We start from the raw sequence: 23,234 nt of genomic DNA, 5'->3' as shown, positions 1-23,234 counted from the left end.
CAGCGGCTGCGGCAGCGACTTCTGGAGGTACAACCATGAAACCGGAATCTAAATTGGACCGTGTTAAAGTCTATAAACCAGACGGTTCTTTGCAATGTGGTCAAGGCAAAGCGATTCCTATCCCTGACATGCAAAAAGAGCTAAAAGATATCAAAGTTTATTCGAGCTTTAATAAAAATGACGGGATGATGCGCATTCAAGTTTGCGGATCGCCAACGGGTAATTCCAACGTTTATGAAATCGATCGCAGCAATCTCGAAGCCGCAGTCAAACTGGGCTTCAAAGAGTGGACTTACGATAACTAATTAGTTTTCTGTAAGCCTTTGGACCATGTTCATAATCGCCGTCATTTGCGGAGCGCTTTTGACGGCGTAATTTTCTCCGGTATAGCCGAACCAATCCCAGCAACCATTCGGATTTCCAGAACCCATACCGACGGCTGGGTAGAGAACGATGATTTTGTTCTTATCAGCCCATTCATTGTATCCCGCATCTTCGATAAAGGCTTTTTGCACGATATTAGGCCCCTGGAGGCATCCGTGAAGCGCCACGTGGATTCGACATTGCGTTTTTTTATCGCGGCATACAGACGGAATATAGAGGTTTCCGGCATCCAGCATCTTTGCATCGGCTTTTGCAAACTCCGTTTGATCGATGGTTAATAGTTCGCCGCTAGTGGTTTGCTTTTTTGAAACCTGATTTAAAGGTCCATAGAGCGTCTCAAGAATGGCTTTTGCGCCATCATATTTACAGTTATTCAGCCATGGAAACTGACTAACTGAGCACTCGTTTTTTCCTTTATTGGACGGGAAGGCATGGCCCATTTTTAAACTGTATTCCGTGCGCGGATTTGCACCAAAACTCTTGTAGAATTCTTCGAGTTTGTGGCCCGCAATGGGAGCCACGGTTTTATCCTCGGTTCCGTTTAAAATAAACACCCGCTGTTGGGTTAGGTTCGCGGGATCATCAATCAGAGACTTTTTGAAGCTTGATTTCGCCAGATCCATATAGGTTTCAGGCTTTATATTTGCGGGATTTTTCATGCAAACATTTGTTGCGGTATCAACATTGCCTTCGGCGCAGTTATAAATTCCGCCGGCAATTGCAGCCACGCCTTTGATTTGCTTCGAATAAGCAACGCCTAATTGAACCGCCATAAAAGCACCTGAAGACAAACCTGAAACTGTTATGGAATTTGGATCCGCATTTAAAGCTGGGATTTTTTCAGCGGGTTTGAGCCCCGGAACTTTAAAGATGGGATACTGAGCCCAGGTCTGGGTAGACAGGATAAAAAGGCCTAGAAACACCATTAAAAGACGCATAAAAGAGCCTCCTGATATAGGATAATCATCAGAAGGTTCATATACTTAGCCCATAAAGTCTACTACATACGTAATGTTACATAATATAACTTATCAGAAGTATTTGTAGAGCCCAATATCTACTGAAATAACCTCCGGTTTTATGTTGCCCATGTTGGCTTTCTACTAACGCAAGATTTGTAATTTTAGCTAAAAAAGAAAAGTTGGATACGAACTCCAGCTTTTTTGGGCAAAAAATGGGGAGTTTGGACTCCCCGATATTTACTTTCTGAAGTTAAATGCTGATTACTGACAGCAACGGAAATAGTAATTCATATTAATCACATCTCCGGCTGCGCTTAAACTAGATGGACCGCATGTGAGATCTTCGATGTTTGCCGTCCAGACTGCTGGACTGATGGTGTTTCCTTGAGCGCAATACATAGCGTATTGCTGTTTTGTACAGAGTTTTAAACCGCGGCCTGAGCAGGTATTGAGGGCGTTATAGTAAGTCGCCTGGGTTGTGTTTGAGGTGTCCATACAGAATCCAGCATTGCCACTTCCAACAGGAGTCATGCCCCCTGGGCAGATTTTGTATGGTATTGCGTAACCATAGCCCGCTGGTGCGGTGATTTTACTAGAATCATCCATACTCATCGCAAGCGAGTTACCACCAATCACGTTGGAAGCAAAGGTCGCTGAACTCATATTAGAAACTTCTGCCATGTTGTTTAAACCGACAAAGTCCAAGTTGTGGCTCATAGATGTTTCGACTTTAAATTGGCTATTATTTGTCACCCGAATCCCAACCGCACCGCTATTGCCATAAACTCTTAAGATGCCGCCAGACACCACTGGGTTAAACTTGAAGATCGAATTTTCGGATACTTGAATCGCCGCCGCACCGGTTCCGATGGTGTTGGCTTCAAGTTTAAAGCTCAACTGGGCATTTAAAATAGATCCATTTCTAACAATGACATATCCATTCGTGCTCGAACTTGTATTCGGAATATAAAAAGCTCCATAGAAATCACAGACCGCATTGTTTTCACAGACTAATGCCGTATTTGAAACAGATTCTGGCTGCAAAGTTCCATTAACACTGAGGTGACCACCGTTACTGACACGAACGGCGGTTGAGCTATAGTTGTTGCCCATGTTCACACGCAAGGTGTAGTTATTTTCAACTCTCAAAGAGCCACCATTGCCGACCTCAACACCCGTCTGATATTGAGATCCCGTACCGCTAATTGTCGCTTGCTCTTCGATACTCAAATCTCCGTACTCGATACCAATACCACGATTGTTTTGTGCGGCCCCAAGATTGATATTCAACGCCGCTTCGGAACTAACTGAACCCTGATAAACCTCAATCCCGCGAGAACCATCAGTGCCCGAAGAATTTGATAAGTTAATATTGATATTTGCACCTAACATCGCGCGGCCTGCGCTTGAAACAGAAAGACCGCGGCGATTGTTATTAAAGATGACATTATCAATAACGGCTAAACCACCATCAATACGAATACCTGTATCTTGGAAATCACTGATACCGATTTCTTTGATATAAACCCCGCTGGCGGCTGGTCCAACAACAATACCGGTCCCATTTGAAAATGCGCCTTGGCTGATAATTTCAGAACCTGTAGATCCTTTAATAATTAAGAAGGGACCGTTCGTGATACTTTGCGCGGCTATATTTTTATTAATAACTGCCACCGCCGTATCGTTCCCTTGAGATGTCAGATTTGAACCGACTTCGATGGTGATTTTATGGCGGATGAAATCTGGCGTGCTATCAACTGCTTTTTGCAAAGTCTGGAAGGCGCAATTCGGTGGAGTTGAAGCACTTGCAGCGGCCGTCCCATTACAAGCGGTATCACTGCCGGAGGCATTGACGTAGATTGTTTTATCCATCGTCGATACTGTCGCGGCATTTGTATCTGCGCACATGAAAGAGTCCGTCGGCGAATTCCAAACCATGGTCTGGCTCACCTTGCAGTTTGTTGGGAACTGTTGCGTACCGAGATTTCCTTTGATGGTCGTTACGTTCACCGAAGCCTCTGCCCAGTTCGTACCAGTCCATTTTAAATAATTATCAGCGGTCGTTCCAGAGGGAAGTGTACTCGGAGTTGTCCAACTTAGATTCCCCGCCCCGTCTGATGTCATCACCTGGCCATTGGTGCCTGATGATGTCGGGAAAGTCAGAGAGTAACTTGTGAAACTAGCAGGCGCGCGCAAAGTGGCTGTTCCTGTAGTGTTTCCTTTAATAGTTAATCCCGAAACTGTCGCCACACTTGAAGCATCTAATGCTAAAATTTTACTAGCAACACCAGACGTGGTTGAATCCACCGCCAGAGTCCCTGAGGACGTGATCGTGCCGCCAGTCAATCCACTGCCAGCCGCCACTGAAGTTACGGTGCCTGAACCGCCGCCAGTGCCGATCATGTTTGTCCAGGCACCGTTTTCATAGGCTTCGAATTTATTTGTATCTGTCGCGTAACGAATCATCCCGTTCACGCCGGTCGGGCGATTTGCAGTGGTGTCGCGCGGAATAATAATCGAGCTTGCAGAAGCTCCGCTGCCGGCGATCTCTAAGCGCGCACCGCTTGTTGGTGCGCCTGTTGTGCCGATACCGATATTGCCATTTTTAAGTACCATCATGGCGTTTGATTTAGCTGCGGAGCTGGCGCCGTTACCGATCACAAAGAGAGGGTCCGTGGCAACCCATGTCGACGCGTTTTCAGTTCCAAGTGGTAAATTAAAAGGACCGACAGTAATTTGATTTGTCGAACTCGCTGTCGCATTGGAACCGAGAGCAACTGCGTGTGTGGCGCTCGAAGAAGTCGATAAACCAATGGCAATTGCATTCGTTGCCGATGCATTGGCAGAAGATCCTATCGCAACGGAAGAAGTTCCCTGAGCTGTTGCTGATGAGCCGATGGCGTATGAAGCCGCCGACGTCGCTGTGGCACTTTGCCCTAATGCGAATGCGTTAGCCGCAGAGGCTGTCGCTCCATTACCTAGGGCTACGGAGTTAGACCCAGAAGCGATGGGGCTTAAGCCAGCCGCGACCGAGTAAGTTCCGATGCTCGTATCATCCCACTGAGTTCCTGACACCGCCCCCGCACGGAAGGCCGCTTTTTTCGGATACCACATCATGCGCGTTCCGGCGCCTGATACTGAAAGCGAGGATCCGCTTGTACCAACGGTTCCATAGCCCAGGGCCATGATCATACCGTCATTCGCAGCGCCATCACCCACGGTTAAATTTGCAGAAGGAGATGCTGTGCCGATTCCTAGTTTTCCAGAGGAATCCAAAGTCATTTTAAGTGCATTATTAGTGAAGAAACCCATTGGTTGAGCGCCCTCAGTTCCGAGATTCAAACCTGCTAAGTTCACATCGGAATAAATCGTTGCTGTATTGGGGGCGTAAACACCGCTCGAGCTAAAAGTCGTACCAGCAACACCAAATTGCAGGGAGTGACTCGCATCATTCGTGACTCGGTACCATGTCGTTCCCGAGGAGTTATTATTAGTCACCGTCGAGGCCAGCATGCCATTCACAGAACCAACGATATCCAATGGATTTGCCGGAGTGGTCGTGCCGATACCGACATTACCCGCCGACGTGATCGTCATTTTTGTCGTACTGTTTGTTTTGAAACTCAAAGACTGAGAGTCATTTGTTCCAAGCGAAGCTGCAGCCCCAAACGAGTTGCCGCCATTCATAAAACCGGAAGTAGCTGACGTCGGTGAAAAGCCCAGCGCACCGGTAACATCGCCGCTGGTAAGCCCCGTCCCCGAAATCACACGGCCTTGAGCATCCGTTACGACTTTTGCGTAAGTACCAACAGTGCCAACGCTCTTTAATGTGATCAAGCCGCTCGTCGCCACTGTCGCATCTCCAGAAAGAGATACTTCACTCGGACCATTGCTCGCGTTACCGATCCAAATTTTGCCGCTGGTGAGACTCAGCGCCGAGCCGCTATTGTCATCGCCCGCAATCCATTTCGTTCCATCGTATTTTAAGATTTTATTGGCAACGAGACCCGTTGTATCGACAGGGGTCCCTTTGATTTTATCAACGCTTAAGCTACTCGACGTACCACTGACATCCCCCGAAAACACGGTTGATGTCGGTAAGTAATTCGCAGTCACTCCGTCAACGTAACCTTTATTGGCTACATCCCCGCTTGAGGTCGGAGTCACCACCGTGCCATTTAAAAGATTCATCAGCAAAGTGACTTTGGCATCAGTCAAGGCTGTCACCGCTGCTGTACCGTCGCTCCGCAAAAGTTTTGAAGTATCATAAGTACCAATCTTGTCAGCCGTGCCAGCTGCAACAGCAAAAGGAGCCGAAGAAATTTCCACCGCTGGAGAAAGGTCTGTACCATTCACGTTAATCACAAGACGACGACTGTCGGAACTCGCCGCCGCGTAGCCCGTCGTACAGTTGGCACTTCCAGCTGTACGAACCGTTCCACTTGAAATAAACACCGTCGACATCGCCAGCTGTGGATCATTTGCGGTACGTTTTGCATCCGCAACGGCAGAACCCACAAGAACACTGAACGAGCCGTCGGACCCTGGAGTCACCGACTGCGTTTCTTCGTACAAAAGACAGCTGAGTGTGGAATCATAGATTTTCAAAGTTAATGACGAAGCGCTGGTAATCGGGCCGTTCGTGTCTTCCAGCACACCTTCGTAGACGAATGTATTCGGAGCAGCGTGCGCTGTGCTTGATAAAAACATAAGACTAAGAATAAACGTGCTGAATTTACTCATCCTTGGTCCTTGGTTAGAATGAAATCTTTCCTTTGATTTTATAGTTCCCGCCACTGATTGCCGTTTGCGTGGTGATATAACTCACGCGGCCCTTTAGCTGATAACTTCCCCCCGTCACCGTTGTTGTTGGCGAAAGATTCACCGAGCTTGGAGTTCCGGGCTTCACGACTTTTTGAATTGTCGGCATGGTGAGAAAGTCGACTTGTGGATTGCCATCAGTGCAACCCACAGCGCCTAGGAGAATCAATAATAGAATCGACCATTTGAAGCTGAAACTCATAGTGTACTTTTCGGAAGTATTGATGAAAATCTACAGTGTTTCAGGACTGTTACGACTCGAATTAAGTCGCGCTTTGGTGGGGTAAATAAATCGAGCATTGACCCCTCCCGGGACGACTCATCTAAAATTGAGACAACAGGGGGAATACATGAAACTTTTCACGACTTTGACTCTGCTTCTTTTAGGTGCGTCTCAGGTTGTCGCAGCACCAAACTGTGCTGACAAATATGAGGTCTTCGACAATACAACCGTCCAGGCTGTCCCAGGAACGACCAACTGCTTTATCACGGTGACCCCTCGTAATATCTACGATCTCACGTATCGCGATTTTCTTTTCGATGATGATGGTCTGTTTATGATTTTTAATTCTTTAGGACAAGGGCCAGAATCCGAGACTACGGGCGCCCGCGAATTTTATCTTTTCCCACGAGGCGTGAAACCTCTATCTTACGATTATGATGGCGCTAACAAACGCCTTGCGGTGACAACTCCGAGCGGAAAGGTTTTCACTTTCAATACTGAGAAAGCGATTTTGGTGAGTATCACCGATACGACGTTCACACAGGATTTCAATGTCGTAAAAGGAAATAACGGCGGTATTGAAATTACAAAAACTAATAACTTCTTTTTGGATCTTGGCTTCACGTTGGGTCAAAGCCCGAGCCAAAACCCAGGCCGTAAGATCACTTTCAAAGACACTAAAGGAAACACATGTCAGGTGAAGAACTCACAGGTTTTCAGATACACTGTCGACTCCGATGTGATCTTTAAATACAACGATGCTCAGTTAAAAACCTTCCTGCAAACCAGCTGTCCTAAGCTAAAGCTATAGTTTTACGAAATTTCCTCTGATTCTTAGCAGAGAGAAATTACAACTGCGGCAGTTTTGCCGCGGTTTGCGGCAAATTCCATAGCCACACCCCTGGCCCGGTGCTAAACCCGGGCCCTTATGTTGATTGATTACCTGCAAAAGCTCTTCGCCGAGAGGAGCCGTAAAAACGCTAAATACTCTCTGAGAGCCTTCGCAAGCTCCTTGGATATTGACTCATCTACGTTGTCAGCTTTGCTTCGCCGTAAGCGTCCTATGACTTCTAAAATGGCGATGAAGATCATTGACCGCCTGGATATTCAAGACCCCCTTCAAGTCCAAATGCTCTTAATGGGGAGCCTCGCTGGAGGCGGCGGCGCAAACGCGCAGCATGTGCCCTATAATGAATTTGATATGGCAACGGCCGAAGTTATTAGCTCGTGGGAACATTTTGCTATTTTAGCGACACTAGAACTTCCGCGCTTTAAAGGGGACACCAAAGCCATTGCGAAACGTCTGAACATCCCGATGGGAGTTGCGATGGAAGCTCTCTATCGTATGGAAAAGCTCGGGATTATTGCCAAAGAAAATACTTACTGGAAACTCACCGGTAAAAACATGGCCACCCCGTCGAATATTCCAAACTCGCGCCTTCGTCAGTCGCATCGCCAGCATATTGAGCGCGCACTGGAATCGCTGGATCACGATGCTGTTGAGATTCGCGACATCACCGGTATTACGATGGCCATCAACTCGAATAAAATTAATGAAGCTAAACATCTTATCCAGGACTTCCGCCGCAGACTCTCGACGTTTCTTGAAACTGGAACGTGTGATTCCGTGTATCGTTTGAATGTTCAGCTTTTCCCTCTAACCCAGGAGAATCCTAAGTGAAAAAGTTTTTAGTACTCTTCACCGCCCTCCTCTCGTGCCAGACTTTCGCCGCTGTCGGCTGGGACCACGGTAATGCCGGGGACTCGTATGCCGCTGAATTTATCATGACAGCGAAAGATCTCGTTGTGCATTTAAAGACTCTGCCATCCACGGAGTTAAAGCAGGTGAACCTGGCGCTCCTCATTGGAGCTATTGAAACCACCACCGTTCGCAGTGAAGATCAGGTAATCTATAAAGACGGGCGCGAAGTTGAAGCTGTCAACGATCCGGACCAGCAATTGATCGTCGTGAATCGCAGCATCTGGCGCACGCGCCGCGCGGACACTGAAACGATTCATCGTTATACCTTTGTATTGCATGAGTACCTGGGCATTATGCGTATTGATGATGAACAGTACAAAGTTTCTGGCCCCATCGTGGCACTTCTTGATTTGAAGAACTACAATCCCTCTCAGTGGTGGAATCCACTTAATCCAGTGAATTACATTACGATGAATCTTATCTACTCCAGTGGTTCTTGCAAGATGGACGGCCTTACTTTTGATTTGAATAAAACAGAAGAGGTCTTGATGACTGAAACAACTGGCGACTGCGGTGATGAGTATCGCAAAGTAGTTGTGGCAAAGAGCTCTCTGACGGCGCCGCCCTCATCAAACGCACGGGGAACTTTCCATCGCTTTCAAATCGGCGTGCTGGATAAAGACGGCAAAACTATTGGTAATCTGACTTATGAACCTGAATGGGGGCGCTGCTTAGGACCACAAACCGGTGCTTGCACGTCTTCTGGAAAATTACTGGTCGGTGGCGTTGAGTTCATCTTCTGGTTGAGACCTTAATTTTAAATTTGAATCTGGAGTACTTATGAGAAACTTAAAACACATCGCTTTAACACTCGCACTTTTTGCCGCAAAACCAGCGCTGGCTTATGTTACATGCGCCGGCGAGACCTTCGGCGGTAAAGTTGTAACTGTGACGGTTGAAACAACCGGCACAATGGCAGCACCGAACCGTGGCGAAGTGACGATGATGGAAACGGACGGCCAAGTCTCTGCTTATGAATTAAAACACGAAGAGATCGTACAATTCTTTGAAAGCGATGACAGTCATAAGGCGATCGTGGGACTCGCGGCGTACCAGAATTTGAATAATCCTATTTGGATTAAGTATGTTGGCGAAAACTATGAAGGTGATTTAATCAAAGTTCTCCGCGATCCGAACCGCAAAAAACAAAACGGTAACGAGATGCGCGTATGGCGTGGCCCAGGATTTGGTCCAGACCAGCAAAGTCAGTTTACTGATGTCGTTTGCAGCATCAGCCTTGATGTTTAAGAACTAATGGAAAACCAGACAGGCGTATCCCGAAAACGTCACTGACATTTCTATCGGATGAGTTTCTTCCGGGAGCATTTTAGTTGAAGTTAGGCACCTCACACAAAGTAAGGAGCCCTGAATGAAAAACCTGTTGTTCGCTTATTGTCTATTCGCTTTGATCCCAGCCCGCGCGGCGGACTTATACAACTTTCGAAACTTAGGTTTTTCTACCGACGGGCTCTTTTTTGCCTACGCCAACACGGTCGTTCAAGACGGCACGGGATTTCCACACGCCACTGTGAGTGTTGTGAATGTTCCTAATAACATCGTTGTTCGCACGAAGAGTCTTACGATCAAAGACGATTCTGCTTATGAAGAAAGTGCCGCCCTTCGTAGAGTTCTGCCAGCGGCAAACCTCGAGTCCTATCAAATCACCCCCGGGGAAAACCTCGGCAACGACCTGGGCTTGATGAAAAAAGATGATAAGCAGGCCTCGTTCAGGACGAATTCTAAAGACTATTCTGTGATCCTTTCAGAGGACCAAGATGACAACGCCGTAGCCTGTGCGGATCCCGATAAAGGCAGTAAAATCATAACCGTCAATTTGAAAGACTCCAGCACCCAGCAAGAGGTGATCCTCTATAGCGAGAGATATCCACCCTTTGGTCGTTACTGCAGCTATGATTTCAAGATTGATAAAGTCATCACAAACAAAAACAACCTGGTGGTGGTGTTGTCTTATCAGAGCCCGGGCTTTGAGGGGCCCGATACAAAATACATGGTTGTGACGGGACGACTGCCCTAGTTTGTCATTTTCGTAAACTCACTAGACGGGAAAAGCCGCTGCGGTATTTTTGCCGCAGATTGTGGCAGAGTTTCTGGAGATCTCCGAAAGCGTCGTGTTAAAACTGGCCCATCAGTTAAAACAACAAATACGTAAGGAGATTTCCATGAACAAACTTTTCGCTACAACAGCAGTTTTACTTCTGTCTTCAATCAGCCACGCAGATATCATCAAGTGTAACTTCACTGAGCCTTTCATCACAACGACGTACAGTACGACTCAATCAACTCTGACTTATGATGATGCATCTACAGGTAAGAGCGTTATTCAGAACGTCTCTTTTCAAATCAAAGGTCCTGGCGCATTTGAACTGGTCAATAGCAAAGGCCAAGTTCTTCAAACGCTGACTCTTAATAACCAGGGTTCTGATGGCATGAGCAACAACCTCTATCCCTACGAAGTGAGAGATAACAAGATCAGCAGATTTGCCAATGGGGGCGTTGGCGGTTGCTCTTCAAACCACCTTAAAACAAAATTTAGCGACGAGAACTACTAAATGAAAAAAACCATTCTTACACTGGGGCTCTTAGCGAGCTCCTTAACTCACGCGATGGACACTAAGAATTTCCATAACCTTGGATTTTCTAAAAATCAAAAATACTTCGCCTTTGCAGACTCTGTCGTTCAGGACGGGTCTGGTTTTCCGCTCGCCGATGTTTACGTGGTGAATACAGCAAAGAACACGATCACAAAACATACCAGAGTGATGATTGAAGACGATTCATCGTTTGATGAGAACGAGGCTCTTCAAAAAGCGATCGCAAAAGCGGACCTCACTAAGAACGGCATTATTGCGGGCCAAAATCTGGGCGTCGCCACACCGGCCTCTGAGCAGTCGCCACTGCGTTTACCTCTGACCGCGAACGGCCGGGATTACACAATCGAGCTAAAGCAGCTTCCTGCCGGGACGCTCAATCCAAATTGTATTGAAGATCTAGAAGACCAGATGATCGAGGTATCCCTCGAAAGCTCTTCTCAGAAGATCACTTTGCAAAAGGATCAGCGCCAGCCGAAGTCTCGTGAATGCAGTTATGACTACCGTATTGATCGTGCGCTCGTGAACGGGAAAAGCCTGGTCGTTGTTCTTTCCTACCAGACTTTTGGATTTGAAGGACCCGACACAAACCATATGGTTGTGACAGGAACTCTTCCGTAATTTTGGGTTAAAGATCACTCCTTCAGTTTGGGAGTGATCTTTACTTCTTTAGTTTGCCCCGCACGATTGATTTTCATCGTCGTCTCGACGTTAGGCTTTACGGACTGCAAAGTATAAACGTAGTCGTAAATATTTTCGATTTTAACGCCGTCAAATTCAGTAATCACATCGTTTTCTAGAAGCCCTGCTTGAGCTGCGGGACTGTCTTTCGAGGCCCCTGAAATACGAACGCCTTTCACACCTTCTTGTGTGTAATCAGGGATCGTACCGAGGTACGTGCGGAAGCTACGGCCTTCAAGCTGTTTATTAGGATTCCCGCCGACCTTCACATAGCTCACCATCTTGACGGAACTATCTGCAAGCAACCGCGTATAATCTGAAACAGTTTTAATCACGCGCTCAAGGCCCGGGTAATTCAACGTGCTTGGAATATCGCGTGGGGAATGATACTCAGCATGGGAACCCGTGAAGAAGTTGATCGATGGAATACCGCCCACATAAAGCGCCATAGAGTCCGTTGGCAAATACGGATCATTTTGCAGGACCATCGGCATGCCTTGGCGAATAGAAATCTCTTCTGAAAGCTGTGGCCAGTGATCGCCTGAACCAACGCCTTGAACATAAAGCTTCTCTTGAAGACGGCCAATCATGTCCATATTAATACTCGCAGAGAAGTAATCTGCCAGTTTTTGTTTGTGTGCTTTATCCCAGCCCTTAACAAAAGCTGTCGAGCCCAAAACGCCGGACTCTTCCCCCGACCAAACTGCGAAATAGAGATCCTTCTTCAAACTTGAAGGCTTCTTTTTGTATTGATCCGCAAAGTAATGAGCCAGCTCCACAACGCCGGAAACACCCGAAGCATTATCGTCAGCTCCGTAGTGGATTTGCCCACGCTCGTTGCCTTTAGCCAGTGAGTTCCCAATATCCCCGCGACCCAAGTGATCACCATGGGCACCGATCAAGACGCCGTTCTTAGCGCCCTTCACCGGAAGTTTTGCAACAACGTTAATCCCTTGAGCCTTTTCAAAGTCCAGGTTCACAGTCGCTGTCAGATACGTCATCGGAATGGCAATCGGCTCAACCGCTTCGCCTTGATCAAGCTTCTTCAGAAGGCCTTTCATATCTTGGCCTGCAGACTTCAGAAGTTCCTTTAAGAGAGCTTGCTGAATTTTAAGAACTGCAAGACTTGAGTCCGACAGAGTTCCTTCAAATTTTAGCTTCTTGAAATCTTCGTTTTCATCCGATGGATCGACAAAGATAATCCCCACCGCACCGGCATTTTTCGCCACAGTCACTTTGTGCTGAAGGCGTGCATAGGTATTCAGGTGATGACGAAGCTCCGGTGACACATCCTGGGGGATGTCTTTAAACACGACCACCCACTTACGTTCGACTTTCACGTCTTTATAAGAATCATACGCCGGGAACTTTTCTGTTGCAGGCGCTTTGATTCCATAGCCGGCAAATACCAGCGGCGACTCACTCACTTTGCCGGTCTTAGAGAATGACAAAACGCTGTAATCTTTTTCAATCTGCAGAGCCTTTTTAAAGTTTCCGACAAACTCCATTTTGTTGTCAGTGCCCAACTTCACACCTGAAGTGAATTCAAATTTATCAAAGAATGATCCATCGTTAGCGCCGCCGATTAAACCAAAAGATTTAAAAATATCAGCAAGCTTTTGGGTGTAGACCTTCTCTTCATCACTCCCCACCTTACGGCCAGCGAGTTTTTCTGAAGCCAGATATTCCACAACTTTCTTGGCGTCAGCGGCCGAGATCTCAGGTTTTAAATCTGAAGCCATGAGTTCTTTTTCTGGAAGCCCCAAAAGACGGCGTGCTTGAGCGTCATCCCAGTCAGCAATAAAGATCTGGCTTTCACCTTTTTCATTGCGGCGAGACCAAGTCATCTTCGTCCCATCCGGAGAGAAACTCGCGAGGCCATCAAAACCATCATTGAAAGTAACACGCACCGGTGGTTTCGTCCCCTGACTATCGACAATAAAAAGTTCAAAGTTCGAGTACCCCAAAACACTGGACGCGAAAATAATGTAATCTCCTGATGGATGATAATAAGGCGCCCAAGACATCGACTTCATATGAGTCACAGCCTTCTGGTCGCTGCCATCCACATTCATGGTGTAGATCTCTGCCGTCGCCCCGTTTGGAGCAAACCGGCGCCATGTGATATGCTTGCCGTCGGCACTAAAGAACGGACCGCCGTCATAACCCTTGGCATCGGTCAGACGTTTTACACCCGTGCCGTCTTCTTTCATAATGTAAATATCCATCATGTAAGACGGGTCCTGCTGGAACATCTTCTGATCTTCAGGGCTAAGCTTCTCGGTGTAAGCCGCGCGATTCGATGCAAACACAATCCATTTGCCATCCGGAGAATAAGAACCTTCCGCATCGTAGCCCAAAGACTTCGTCAAACGCTTGAGGTTTTTACCTTTCAAATCCGACGAATAAATATCGTACTGATCATCAAAGCTCCAAGAGTAACGGCCTTTCACAGGCTTTTTGCGCGACTCAATCTCTTCGTCCTGTTTCTTTTTCCACTGTGGATCTTGATGCGTGGAAGAGAACAAAAGCTTCTTCATGCTGGGATGAATCCAGCCGCAGGTCGTTTTGCCTTTTCCGCTGGAAATCAAATCCGTCTTTCCCGTTTCCAAATCCATCACATACATTTGATAAAACGGATTTCCCGGATAACGCTCGCTTTGGAAAATCATTTTTTTGCCGTCCGCACTGAAATAACCTTCGCCGGACTTTGGGCCTTCAAAAGTGATTTGACGGGCATTTGTCGTAAGCGTGTTCGGAGTGTCCACAAAGACTTTTTCAGCCGGGGCTGGAACTTCATCTTTTGCTTGAACAAAGAAAGCGGCCAATACGAAAACGCACGAGATCGAAACAAGTTTAAGTGTATGATTCATAGTTGCTAGAGGCTATTTCAGGGGGTAGCATGGGGTCAAGAACATGAAGGAGCTCCCCTTGAAAAGAATTCTTTTTGCAAGCTTAGTGATGCTCACCGCTTGTGCAACAACGACGACCCAATCCACTGACACCTTTGAGCGAGGTACACAAGTGTTTAACGCGCCATCTACAATAGAGAAAGCGGAGTTCATTCCCCACACCGAAGAAAAGCCGATGAAGGCCTACCTCGCGATGAATCTTCCCTATGCCCCTTACAAATCCCTTTATGAGCAAATTCAGGATGCCGAGAAAATTCAGCTCAACACCCGCGGCGAAGCCCATATCACAGTCGTAACTCCGGTAGAGTATGATAAAGTTTTAAAGAAACACATCAGCATCGCTGAAATCACAAAAATCGCCGAAGAGGCGAAAATCCAGGACCTCAAGTTCACACCGGTTTGTATTGGCCGCGGCGAAAAAGAACTCAATGGCAAACCAGAAAAGGTCTATTATGTGGTGGTTGATAGTTCAGATTTGATCGATCTTCGCGGCAAGATTGAAGAGATTTACGTGAAAAACGGCGGAAGACCGCAAGAATTTGTCCCAGAGAAGTTCATGCCCCACGTGACTTTAGGTTACACCGCCCGCGATTTACATATCGAGGACGGCGTTTCTAAAAACAGGGCTTCTTGTATTCATCAGTTCCAGCCGCAAGCGGCTCCGAAATAACTTACTGCAAAGCGTGGACGAGTTTCGCATTCGCAGGATCGTTCACGCCGCCCGCTAGAGTTTTAAGCTCAATCACAGAATCATCTAAGAATTTGCAAAGTTCCCACTGAGTGCCGTTAGTATCAGTCGCCGTCCAGTAAGCAGCACCAAAAGCGTCGCACACTCCTGAAGGATCGCGGGGAGTTGTTTGGCTCTCAAATGTGTTTAAAGAATAAGAAAGACCGTTTCCCCATTTGTACTGAGCAAAATCCGCGGCACCGATGGCAGCCGAACCAAACAAGCAAAGAGGTGTGTCGAATTCCGTTTGAATACTGACATCCCAGTGGATCCCGCCGGCGATACGGCACTCACGGGAATAGGGAGTTTCAGCAGAGGCTGCAAAGCCCAGGATCATCGTCGCGGCAAAAGCAAGAAATGCGGATTTCATAGTTGAATTCCTTTTATTTTAGGGGGCGTTTGAGAGTATACCTATCAAAGATGCAGGTCGAATGTAAATACAAAGATAAGTGCTCTGGTTGCCAATACTTGGAGATCCCCCTTGAAGAGCAACATCAACGCAAAGCTAAAGAGCTTTCCGGCCTGCTTCATAGCGCCCAAATCCCATTTAATGGCCGCTTAGAGGTTATCAGCCCCGCCCCGTCTGGCCTTCGCGACCGCGCTGACCTCGTTTGGGAGGCCGGCTCCCTAGGACTTTACGAAAAATATTCACCGGGACAACAGAAGCGCGTTCTTGATCTGGAACAGTGTCAGCAGATGTCACAGCCATTACAGGCATGGCTTACCGAAATCCGCAAAGTCCAGTGGCCGATTAAAAAAGGCTCTTTGCGTCTGCGCGTAGGCCCCCAGGGTCAGCGTGGGATCTGGCTTGATTTCGCCAATGTGGATGTCAAAGCCCTTTTGGATGAGAAGACTTTGCTTTTAGATCTCATGAGCCGCGCGACGGTTGAAATCGGTCAGCGCCACAAAGTTCTAACTTTGGTGGACGGAGTTCTTAAACTAAAAGATCCCGTACCGCAGGTTTGGTTTCAAAGTTTCATCGACGATCAAGCCGTGGATCTATTTTGCTCGATCGGCACCTTCACGCAACCGGGCCTTAAGGCAAATGCGGCTCTAACAAAAGTCATTGATACATGGCTCACCGAAGTGGGTTCTGAGCGGGTTTTGGAATTCGGCTCAGGCATCGGTAATCTGAGTTTTCCGGCCTTGGGAAATCACCGCAGCCTTGTCGCCTGTGAGATCGACAGCGAAGCGCTTACGGGATTTAAAAAAAGCCTGGAGGTTCTTTCTCAACAACCGGGTTTTTCCGATATCGCAGAGCGAGTCACCGTTCAACAAGGCGACTTCCAAAACCGAAACCCTCAGGATTTCAAAAATTATGATACAGTGTTGGTGAATCCACCGAGATCCGGGTTGAAGGATTTCTTGGCTCCGCTGATTGATGAGTCCCGCAAGCCGAAGAATTTTTTATACATGTCTTGCTTCCCCGAGAGCTTCGTCGCTGACGCTGTCAAGCTTGTGGCCGCTGGATACGAACTTAAAAAACTCACCATCGTCGATCAATTCCCACAGACAACTCACTATGAAGTTTTGAGTCTTTGGCAGCTCAGTTGACTTTCTGTTTGCTGAACAACATCATCTAAACATCCTTACTTTAGTAAGCTGCATCCGTGATTTAACAACGGGAGATGTACGATGGATTTACAGGCAAAAGTCGATCACTTGGAAAACCGCATTTTGCACTTAGAAAAAATGCTCGGGGTCGCAAAAGACATTCCTGTAAATGGACCGGCCCCAACGATCGCCAAGGAAACGGAACCTCTCACAGTTCGTGAAAAAAATCTTTCCCAAAATGGCATGAGTTGGCTTGGACTTGCAGGGATTGCTTTCGTCGTTATGGCAGCATTGTATTTGGTAAAACTGGCCGTCGATTCAGGATGGCTGACTCCGTTCCGTCAGGTGGTGCTGGCAACCGCCCTGGGATTTTCACTTATCGTGGCAGCGTTTAAAATCAAGACTCAGGATCGCGAATATTTAAGTTATTTACCGGCTGCTGGATGTATTATTTTATTTCTAACGGCCCTTGGCGGATGCCTGGTTCATAAACTCTATGATCCGCTCGTGTCTTTGCTTTTTTGCGGGCTGATTTCGATTGGCTGCATTCTCATTTACGATCGCCTTTTACTTTTTCCATATCTCTTACTTTCAAATATCGGCGCTTATTTAATTCCTTTTTTCTTTTCTGGGGCCATTCAAGCAGATCTCATTCAAAACTATTTCCTGGTGGTCTCAGTCACTTACACGGTGATTGCCGTGATTTTAGAGTCGCGTCCTATCAACGTGATCGCCGCTTATTTCGCGCTTTTCACGACTGCGATCATCGGTTTTTCTGCTCCCGGAGAACTCTCAGCCGGAGCGACTTATCTGGGATTGCAGGCGATTATCTTTATCGGCGGCACTCTCTATCACACCTTGAGCCTCAAGCAGCCACTAAGGACCGAGCAGTCCTTGGCTTATTTCCCTTTGATTCTATTTTTCTATGGTCTTGAGTACTCTTTCATCGATCGCCTTTACCCTGAAGCAGCTCCGTTTGCGGCTGTGGGATTTGCCGTCGTCCTTCTCGTGATCTATGCCGCGCTCAAACGCCGGCTCCCGAAAGACACAGTCCTCCCGAGCGAAGATATTCTTTTATCGTCTGCGACTTTGATTCTAACTCACGCAGTTTATTTTGTTCTGACGCCGGATATTTATCAGCCATTGCTATTCATAGCTCTTGCGGGGATTGCGCTTTATTTTTATCACAACGCCACTTGGCCAAAAAACTGGGAGCTTTTCCGTAAAATACTTAAAGCCATCGGTTTTGGGCTTGCTGCTTGGAACTACGCGATGATTTTATTCTCCCTGCTCACGAAAGATGAAAACGTCTGGACCGCTTCGGGCTTTTTAATGTCCGTGGGTCTTTTAGGAGTCTTTAAATTCTCAGGCATTTTCAAAAAGCAGCAAGAGGACATTCCGGCCATGCTCTATACGCCTCACGTGCTTATGGCGGCGAGTCTTTATGCGATCTTAAAACCCTTCGGTTCCTTCGCGGTGTCTTTCGCGTGGGCTCTATACGCCTTAGGGGTGTTGGGTTATGGCTATAAGAACAAAGATAAAACCTTCGCCCGCTCGTCGCTGGTGATTCTGATTTTATCTTCACTGAAGGCGTTTTTCTATGACTTATCAGGCGCAAACACCGGTGCCAGGGTTGCATGCCTTCTTGTCACGGGGATATTGCTTTATATTTCCGGCTGGATGTTCAGAAAGATTTAATTTTTATCGTCTAAAGATTTTAAAACCTTGCAAGGCTCCGGCACGGTTGTCAGGGCTTTTTTGTAGTTGCCAGCGTCGATTTTTTCCAAGGTCGCCGACAATGCTTTTTGTATTTCCGTGAATTGCGTTTTTTCACTCTCAGGAACTTTCACCGAAGACAGAAATTTCTCATAGACCTGACAACTACCGCGATTTTTACATACAGAGATTTTAGCCTTTAACGATATGATCTCTTCTGAGGTCAGAGACTTCTTCCGCCACTGCTCCGCGGCCTCATCGAGAGCAGATTCAAGTTTTGAGCCGAGCATAGCCGTTACATCCGGCTTAAGACCGCAGGACTTTATCATTGCATCTTCAGGGTTATCGAGAGCGACCCTTGTTACAACACTCTGGCGGCGCAAGCCTTCTAATTGCCCGTAAGGAACCGCCGCATGAACGGAGATTCCTAACAAAAATACACTGAAGACCCCTGCGAGGATTTTCATAACTATTTCGGCAGCCCAGGGATATCTAAAATATTGACCGCTTTGTATTTCGGATTTGCCTTGATGTAATCCACCATCAGTTGCGCGGCTTTTGCCGATTGAGGATGAATGTCATGGAAAAGAATAATTCCACTGCCCACCGCTTTCATTTGCGCCACCACACGATTACGGATTGAAGCCGGATTCTTATCCTGCCAATCTAAAGAATCCACACGCCAGAAGAAGTGTTCAAGATTCAATGCCTGAAAACGTGCGCCAATCAGGGCACTCTTCACTCCAGAGCCGTAAGGCAAACGGAAATAGCGCACGGGACGGCCGAGCGCCTTACTGAGAGTTGCCACCGCACCGTTGATCTCGTAATCCAGGGCTTTTGTATTTCCCGCTTTTGCAAGAGCTCCAAGGTTTTTATGATCCACAGAGTGCGAGCCGATGACATACCCTTGAGAGTTGGTTTCATTCACAACGGATTTGAGACGATCGACATTTTTCGAAAGCCAGAAAAAGGCCGGCTTTGCCATTCCCGCACGCGCCCACGTATCACGAATTTCTTTCGTGAAGCTGGGATGGGGGCCATCATCATAAGTAAATACAAACTGCCCTGACGGCAGTGATGAGCCGATCCAATTGCGATGAGCCCAGTCATAAACCCCCGCTTGATTCGGCTCACGGGTCTCGCTAAAGCAAGTCCCTGGCTTTAAATCTGCCGGTGTTACTTTCGAATATTGCACCATGCGAGTGCCAACGTAGGTCACCATGGCTTCGTCATCAAAAGGATTTACGTGAAACTCAGGGAATTTCACAGCTTCCGCGGCAAAGCAATTCTTCGCGCCGCAATTAAGAACTTCATCCTCTGCCAGCACACGCACTATTTGCATTGTTGCAATTTCATTTAAGGTGTCGACCTTTGCAAAATCACGGAGTTGACCATAGAACCACTCCTTACCCGCAGGGCCATTTTGCATTGCCGAGGCAAGAATCACGCGCAATTTATCCTCGATGGCTTCTTGTAAGGGACGCACTTCCTGCAAACGGCAATAGAGCTGAGAACTCATCAACTGATCTGCGTCGCTTGCCGCTGAAACCTTCGCAAGACGGGCATCAAAAGAAGAGACAAGAATTTGCGCGATGCGGATCCCACTGAGAAGCTCCTTCACACGCTGTGAGTCTTGATTGTCTGCTACGGCTTTCAATGGCGCAATGTCAGTTTCTTCAAGTTGTTTTAACGGGATTGCGGCGGCGCCAGTAACGCTCGACGGCTCGCGAACTTCTTCTTTTTTTGTCTCTGTGTGATTGCAAGAAAGCACAAAGGCCGCAGCTAATATCAAAACAGCACGGGAAAAAGCCATAGCAAAAACTCCTCTATAAAATCAGTTTATAGGGAGTCGCTGAAAAACGCTATTTTAAAGAAAAAAGTTTGAGGCCAGAAATCATCCCGGGAATGTCTCGGCCAAAAATGAGGGAAATGATCGGTAATACAATAATTCCCGTTGCCATAACCAGAGTTGCACGGACAACAACTTTTAGAAAATACCAGCTCGACAGCCGCTCTTGTGGTTTACCTAAACGAATATCGCAGGCCGCCTCACCAATGGATGAGCCGATAAAAAATCTCGTCGTGATCATATAAAGCCATGAGCCAATCACGTAAATCATCGCAAAATCCTGCAGCAGCCCCTTAGTAAGAGGCACTTTGATGATCTTAATAAACACCATCAGAAAGACACAGCTCATCCCGACAAGCAAAAGCGCATCAATCATCGACGCCACCAAAGACCACATCGTCAGCTGGTACCCCTTACGACGTCCCGTCGGACCGCTGTGAAAGCCCGTACCAATTTCCCATTCGAGGTTTTGACGATTTCTAAATATCTTCTTCAGCGATTCCGGATAACTCACCGGAACTGAGGGGGTTTTCTCTTCGGGGATCTCAGGAATGATGGGGGTATTTTCAGGTTTTATACGCTCGATATTCATACTTCCCCCTTCCCTTTTATGTATCTTATCACTTTCTTTCCTCGTCGCTCCTGCAGAGAGCAATGGCGAGTCAAATATGGACATTCGTCAGGACGGTATTTAGTCTAGCGTGAAACATAATCTACAAAGGAGACATTATGTTACGTCTTGTATCAACGACCCTTATTGCATTATTCATCAGCGGCTCTGTTTTTGCTGCGGCAGAAAAAACATATCAAGTCACTGGTCCTATTCTCGAAGTGACAGATTCAACGATCGTAGTTGATAAGAAAGGTGAAAAATGGGAGGTGTCTAAAGACGCTGCTTCCGTTGTTCATGGCGAACTCAAAAAAGGCGCGAAAGTAACTATCAAATACAAAATGGTAGCGACAGATATCGAAGCTAAAGAAGAAGCTCCGGCAAAAAAGAAAAAGTAATTCATTTTTGAAATAAAAAACAAAAAACCCGAGTGATGAGCTCGGGTTTTTTTATTTTCAACTATCTATTTCCATTTTCTATCTGACGCCACCGGAGGTCGACGTCGATGTTCCTGTCGTGGACTCAACAAACGGAGTCACTGCAGGGGTCGGGATCGGATCCGGATCTACCACTGGCGGTGTCTGGATCGGTGGAGGCGTCGCCGTTGGAGTCGGTGTCGCTGTCGGATTCGTCACCGGAGAGCAGATCAATGGAGCTGGAGGACATGGATCTGGATCTGTCGTTGTCTTGTGATCTTTATCTTTATCACGAGTCAACCACCAGATAAGTCCAGCAACCCCCGCAAACACGAGACCGCCGATCAACCATTTACACCAAGTACAAGCGCCAGCGGCTTTCTTACAAGAATCATCGCCCTCTTTCGCATTTGGATTTGGCTGTTGATCCTTATTACACTCGTCTTTACCGTCGTTGCCTTTATCAATAATTGGAGCAATCGCGATACAAGCAGGGACTTCTTTACCGTCCTCCGTGATCGTACCAAGTTCATCCCCCGCTCGACACACGCACTTGCCGTTGACCGGCTCAGAGTTGCGCGGAGTTTCATCAGCACCGCACTCAAGACCTGTATCTGGCGGCACAGGAGGAGGAAGCGGAGCTACAGGGAAAGACTCGAGGTCAATCTTACGAAGCGCCAAAGCTTGGCAGGCAGATTGCTGCTCGTTACGAACCTTTTGAATATCACTGAGCGGAGCCACAGAACATGCGGTCGTTGCTTTATCGATGTACGTATTCAGGTCGCCAAGATATTTAGCGATCAAGTCGTATTGTTCTTTTGGAACTTTACCGTCTTTGAAAGTCAAACCATCAACGCCGAGTTTTTTAAGCGTCTCTGGATCTTTCTGAGCCAAGTACGATTCAATGATACGTTTTTTATCAGCTTGTTCGTCCTTTGAGCCTTTGCGCAGAGGAGATGCATTCGGGCAGGCTTGAGAAGTCGAGTTGTAGATTTCAGAGTTTTTACCCGCGTTTTTTACGCAGATTGCAGAACCATTTGAGTTGAAACCGTACACCAGTGGATTACATGAAACAGTTCCGTTGGTGCAACGACCACCGCCCCATTGCTCCATCTCTTGGATCAACTTCGCACGGCCTGGGCCTGTACCACCGCAAGAATAGTCATTACCGTAAGACGCCAAATAGCCCGCGACGATACAAGGATCGCCCGGTTTCGCACCACGGATTTGCTTGGTGCCGGCCGCGTTAGCTTCTTCCATCATCAACCACTGAACGAAGAATTCCTTCTTCATTTCATTCATTGCTGTCTTACCATAGTAAGCAGCCATGACGCGTTCAGAGTTTTCAAGAACGTAACGAACTTTCAACAAGTAACCCGCACGCTCTTTTGCAGTCAGGCGGCTGTACTCTTCATAACTCAAAAGAATCGATTGTTTGAACTGATTCTTTGGCTTTGTTTTGTTCATTTGATCTTTGATCGGCTTATTGCCATGAACAATCTTACGAATGGCTTGCTCGTGATACTTGATATCGTCTTTCGTCAAAAAGACGTTGTTCACTTTTACGAATTTTGCGTTGTCATCAGGATTGTATGACGCGGTAACCGTTTGACCGTCTTTCGTCATCATCAAACGAACGCGCTCTTTACCTTCACTGTCTTTGTAAGTGGTGGCTTGGAATTCTGGCATGAGTTCGTTACGGTTCATGCGAGCCCATTCATCCATTTGCGCGCGGAGCGTGCGAGGATAGAAAGGACGCATTTTTGCGTGGAACTCACCCACCGTCATTTTTTTCTTCGTTGCAAGGCCTGTGTATTTCAGGAACTCCTGAACAGCTTTCTTATCAACGTTGTAATCAACCTTGGTAGCTTGGGCGCGAGCCTTTGCTTCAGCGTAAGTTTGTGCAGTAGCCTTTGCCTCTGCTCCTTGCGCTAATGGGCCGATCGCCATGGTGAACGCAGCTGTGAATGCCGCGGAAAATTTAAATAACTTCATACCAGAACCTCTT

General features: G+C 47.2%; 20 protein-coding genes and 1 pseudogene. 12 read left to right on the top strand and 9 right to left on the bottom strand.

Annotated features, from left to right (window positions below):
- Window positions 1-56: 56 nt before the first annotated feature.
- Window positions 57-305, top strand: a pseudogene (locus tag JSU04_16500) (hypothetical protein).
- On the opposite strand, the gene JSU04_16495 reads toward JSU04_16500, so the two are convergent.
- From JSU04_16495 to JSU04_16485, 3 genes are all read right to left on the bottom strand, one after another.
- Window positions 306-1,322: a hypothetical protein gene (locus JSU04_16495; protein ID MBS1971912.1), complete on the bottom strand. Its 1,017-nt coding sequence runs from the start codon at window positions 1,320-1,322 to the stop codon at window positions 306-308.
- A 285-nt stretch (window positions 1,323-1,607) separates the two neighbouring features.
- The gene (locus tag JSU04_16490; GenBank protein ID MBS1971911.1) at window positions 1,608-6,089 is read right to left on the bottom strand and encodes a hypothetical protein; all 4,482 of its coding nucleotides are present in this window, start codon (window positions 6,087-6,089) and stop codon (window positions 1,608-1,610) included.
- Window positions 6,090-6,102: 13 nt separating this feature from the next.
- On the bottom strand, window positions 6,103-6,369 hold the full coding sequence (locus JSU04_16485) for a hypothetical protein (GenBank protein MBS1971910.1): 267 nt from the start codon (window positions 6,367-6,369) through the stop codon (window positions 6,103-6,105).
- Window positions 6,370-6,517: 148 nt separating this feature from the next.
- On the opposite strand from JSU04_16485, the gene JSU04_16480 reads away from it, so the two are divergent.
- From JSU04_16480 to JSU04_16450, 7 genes are all read left to right on the top strand, one after another.
- A complete protein-coding gene (locus tag JSU04_16480; protein MBS1971909.1) occupies window positions 6,518-7,201 on the top strand; it encodes a hypothetical protein in 684 nt (227 codons plus the stop codon).
- Window positions 7,202-7,318: 117 nt separating this feature from the next.
- Window positions 7,319-8,071 (top strand): TIGR02147 family protein, encoded by a 753-nt coding sequence (locus tag JSU04_16475; protein ID MBS1971908.1) that lies wholly within the window; start codon window positions 7,319-7,321, stop codon window positions 8,069-8,071.
- Window positions 8,068-8,907 (top strand): hypothetical protein, encoded by an 840-nt coding sequence (locus JSU04_16470; GenBank protein MBS1971907.1) that lies wholly within the window; start codon window positions 8,068-8,070, stop codon window positions 8,905-8,907. The genes JSU04_16475 and JSU04_16470 overlap by 4 nt, the downstream gene beginning before the upstream one ends.
- 25 nt (window positions 8,908-8,932) lie before the next feature.
- Complete coding sequence (locus JSU04_16465) at window positions 8,933-9,400, top strand: hypothetical protein (GenBank protein MBS1971906.1); 468 nt, start codon at window positions 8,933-8,935, stop codon at window positions 9,398-9,400.
- Between the two features lie 121 nt (window positions 9,401-9,521).
- Entirely contained in the window at window positions 9,522-10,187 is a 666-nt protein-coding gene (locus JSU04_16460; GenBank protein MBS1971905.1) for a DUF2259 domain-containing protein, read from the top strand.
- 145 nt (window positions 10,188-10,332) lie between these two features.
- Window positions 10,333-10,722, top strand: a complete 390-nt coding sequence (locus tag JSU04_16455) for a hypothetical protein (GenBank protein ID MBS1971904.1) — start codon at window positions 10,333-10,335, stop codon at window positions 10,720-10,722.
- Window positions 10,723-11,382: a DUF2259 domain-containing protein gene (locus JSU04_16450; protein ID MBS1971903.1), complete on the top strand. Its 660-nt coding sequence runs from the start codon at window positions 10,723-10,725 to the stop codon at window positions 11,380-11,382.
- Between the two features lie 14 nt (window positions 11,383-11,396).
- Here the strand turns inward: JSU04_16450 and JSU04_16445 are convergent, their stop codons facing one another.
- The gene (locus tag JSU04_16445) at window positions 11,397-14,315 is read right to left on the bottom strand and encodes a M28 family peptidase (GenBank protein MBS1971902.1); all 2,919 of its coding nucleotides are present in this window, start codon (window positions 14,313-14,315) and stop codon (window positions 11,397-11,399) included.
- 58 nt (window positions 14,316-14,373) lie between these two features.
- Here JSU04_16445 and JSU04_16440 point away from each other — a divergent pair, with 58 nt between their 5' ends.
- Window positions 14,374-15,024 (top strand): 2'-5' RNA ligase family protein, encoded by a 651-nt coding sequence (locus JSU04_16440; GenBank protein ID MBS1971901.1) that lies wholly within the window; start codon window positions 14,374-14,376, stop codon window positions 15,022-15,024.
- A gap of 1 nt (window position 15,025) precedes the next feature.
- On the opposite strand, the gene JSU04_16435 is transcribed toward JSU04_16440, so the two are convergent.
- Window positions 15,026-15,451, bottom strand: a complete 426-nt coding sequence (locus tag JSU04_16435; protein MBS1971900.1) for a hypothetical protein — start codon at window positions 15,449-15,451, stop codon at window positions 15,026-15,028.
- Window positions 15,452-15,480: 29 nt separating this feature from the next.
- Here JSU04_16435 and JSU04_16430 point away from each other — a divergent pair, with 29 nt between their 5' ends.
- Both JSU04_16430 and JSU04_16425 read left to right on the top strand, forming a co-directional pair.
- Window positions 15,481-16,635, top strand: coding sequence for a class I SAM-dependent RNA methyltransferase (locus tag JSU04_16430; protein ID MBS1971899.1), 1,155 nt, complete (start codon window positions 15,481-15,483; stop codon window positions 16,633-16,635).
- Between the two features lie 81 nt (window positions 16,636-16,716).
- Window positions 16,717-18,333 carry a DUF2339 domain-containing protein gene (locus JSU04_16425; protein MBS1971898.1) on the top strand — a complete coding sequence of 539 codons (1,617 nt, stop codon included), beginning with the start codon at window positions 16,717-16,719 and terminating at the stop codon, window positions 18,331-18,333.
- Here JSU04_16425 and JSU04_16420 read toward each other — a convergent pair.
- The 3 genes from JSU04_16420 to JSU04_16410 are packed head-to-tail and all read right to left on the bottom strand — an operon-like array spanning window position 18,330 to window position 20,696.
- Window positions 18,330-18,818 carry a hypothetical protein gene (locus JSU04_16420; GenBank protein MBS1971897.1) on the bottom strand — a complete coding sequence of 163 codons (489 nt, stop codon included), beginning with the start codon at window positions 18,816-18,818 and terminating at the stop codon, window positions 18,330-18,332. The two genes, JSU04_16425 and JSU04_16420, sit on opposite strands and share 4 nt — an antisense overlap.
- A gap of 2 nt (window positions 18,819-18,820) precedes the next feature.
- Entirely contained in the window at window positions 18,821-20,164 is a 1,344-nt protein-coding gene (locus JSU04_16415) for a polysaccharide deacetylase family protein (protein ID MBS1971896.1), read from the bottom strand.
- 49 nt (window positions 20,165-20,213) lie between these two features.
- Complete coding sequence (locus JSU04_16410; protein MBS1971895.1) at window positions 20,214-20,696, bottom strand: hypothetical protein; 483 nt, start codon at window positions 20,694-20,696, stop codon at window positions 20,214-20,216.
- Between the two features lie 233 nt (window positions 20,697-20,929).
- Here JSU04_16410 and JSU04_16405 point away from each other — a divergent pair, with 233 nt between their 5' ends.
- Window positions 20,930-21,208, top strand: coding sequence for a hypothetical protein (locus JSU04_16405; protein ID MBS1971894.1), 279 nt, complete (start codon window positions 20,930-20,932; stop codon window positions 21,206-21,208).
- A 78-nt stretch (window positions 21,209-21,286) separates the two neighbouring features.
- Here the strand turns inward: JSU04_16405 and JSU04_16400 are convergent, their stop codons facing one another.
- Window positions 21,287-23,221, bottom strand: a complete 1,935-nt coding sequence (locus JSU04_16400) for a hypothetical protein (GenBank protein ID MBS1971893.1) — start codon at window positions 23,219-23,221, stop codon at window positions 21,287-21,289.
- Window positions 23,222-23,234 lie beyond the last annotated feature (13 nt).

The sequence above is a fragment of the Bdellovibrionales bacterium genome, assembly GCA_018266295.1.
In the GTDB taxonomy this organism is placed as follows: domain Bacteria; phylum Bdellovibrionota; class Bdellovibrionia; order Bdellovibrionales; family Bdellovibrionaceae; genus JACMRP01.
Note: the sequence above shows the minus strand (reverse complement) of the source record. Positions and strands in the feature narration are given on the sequence as shown.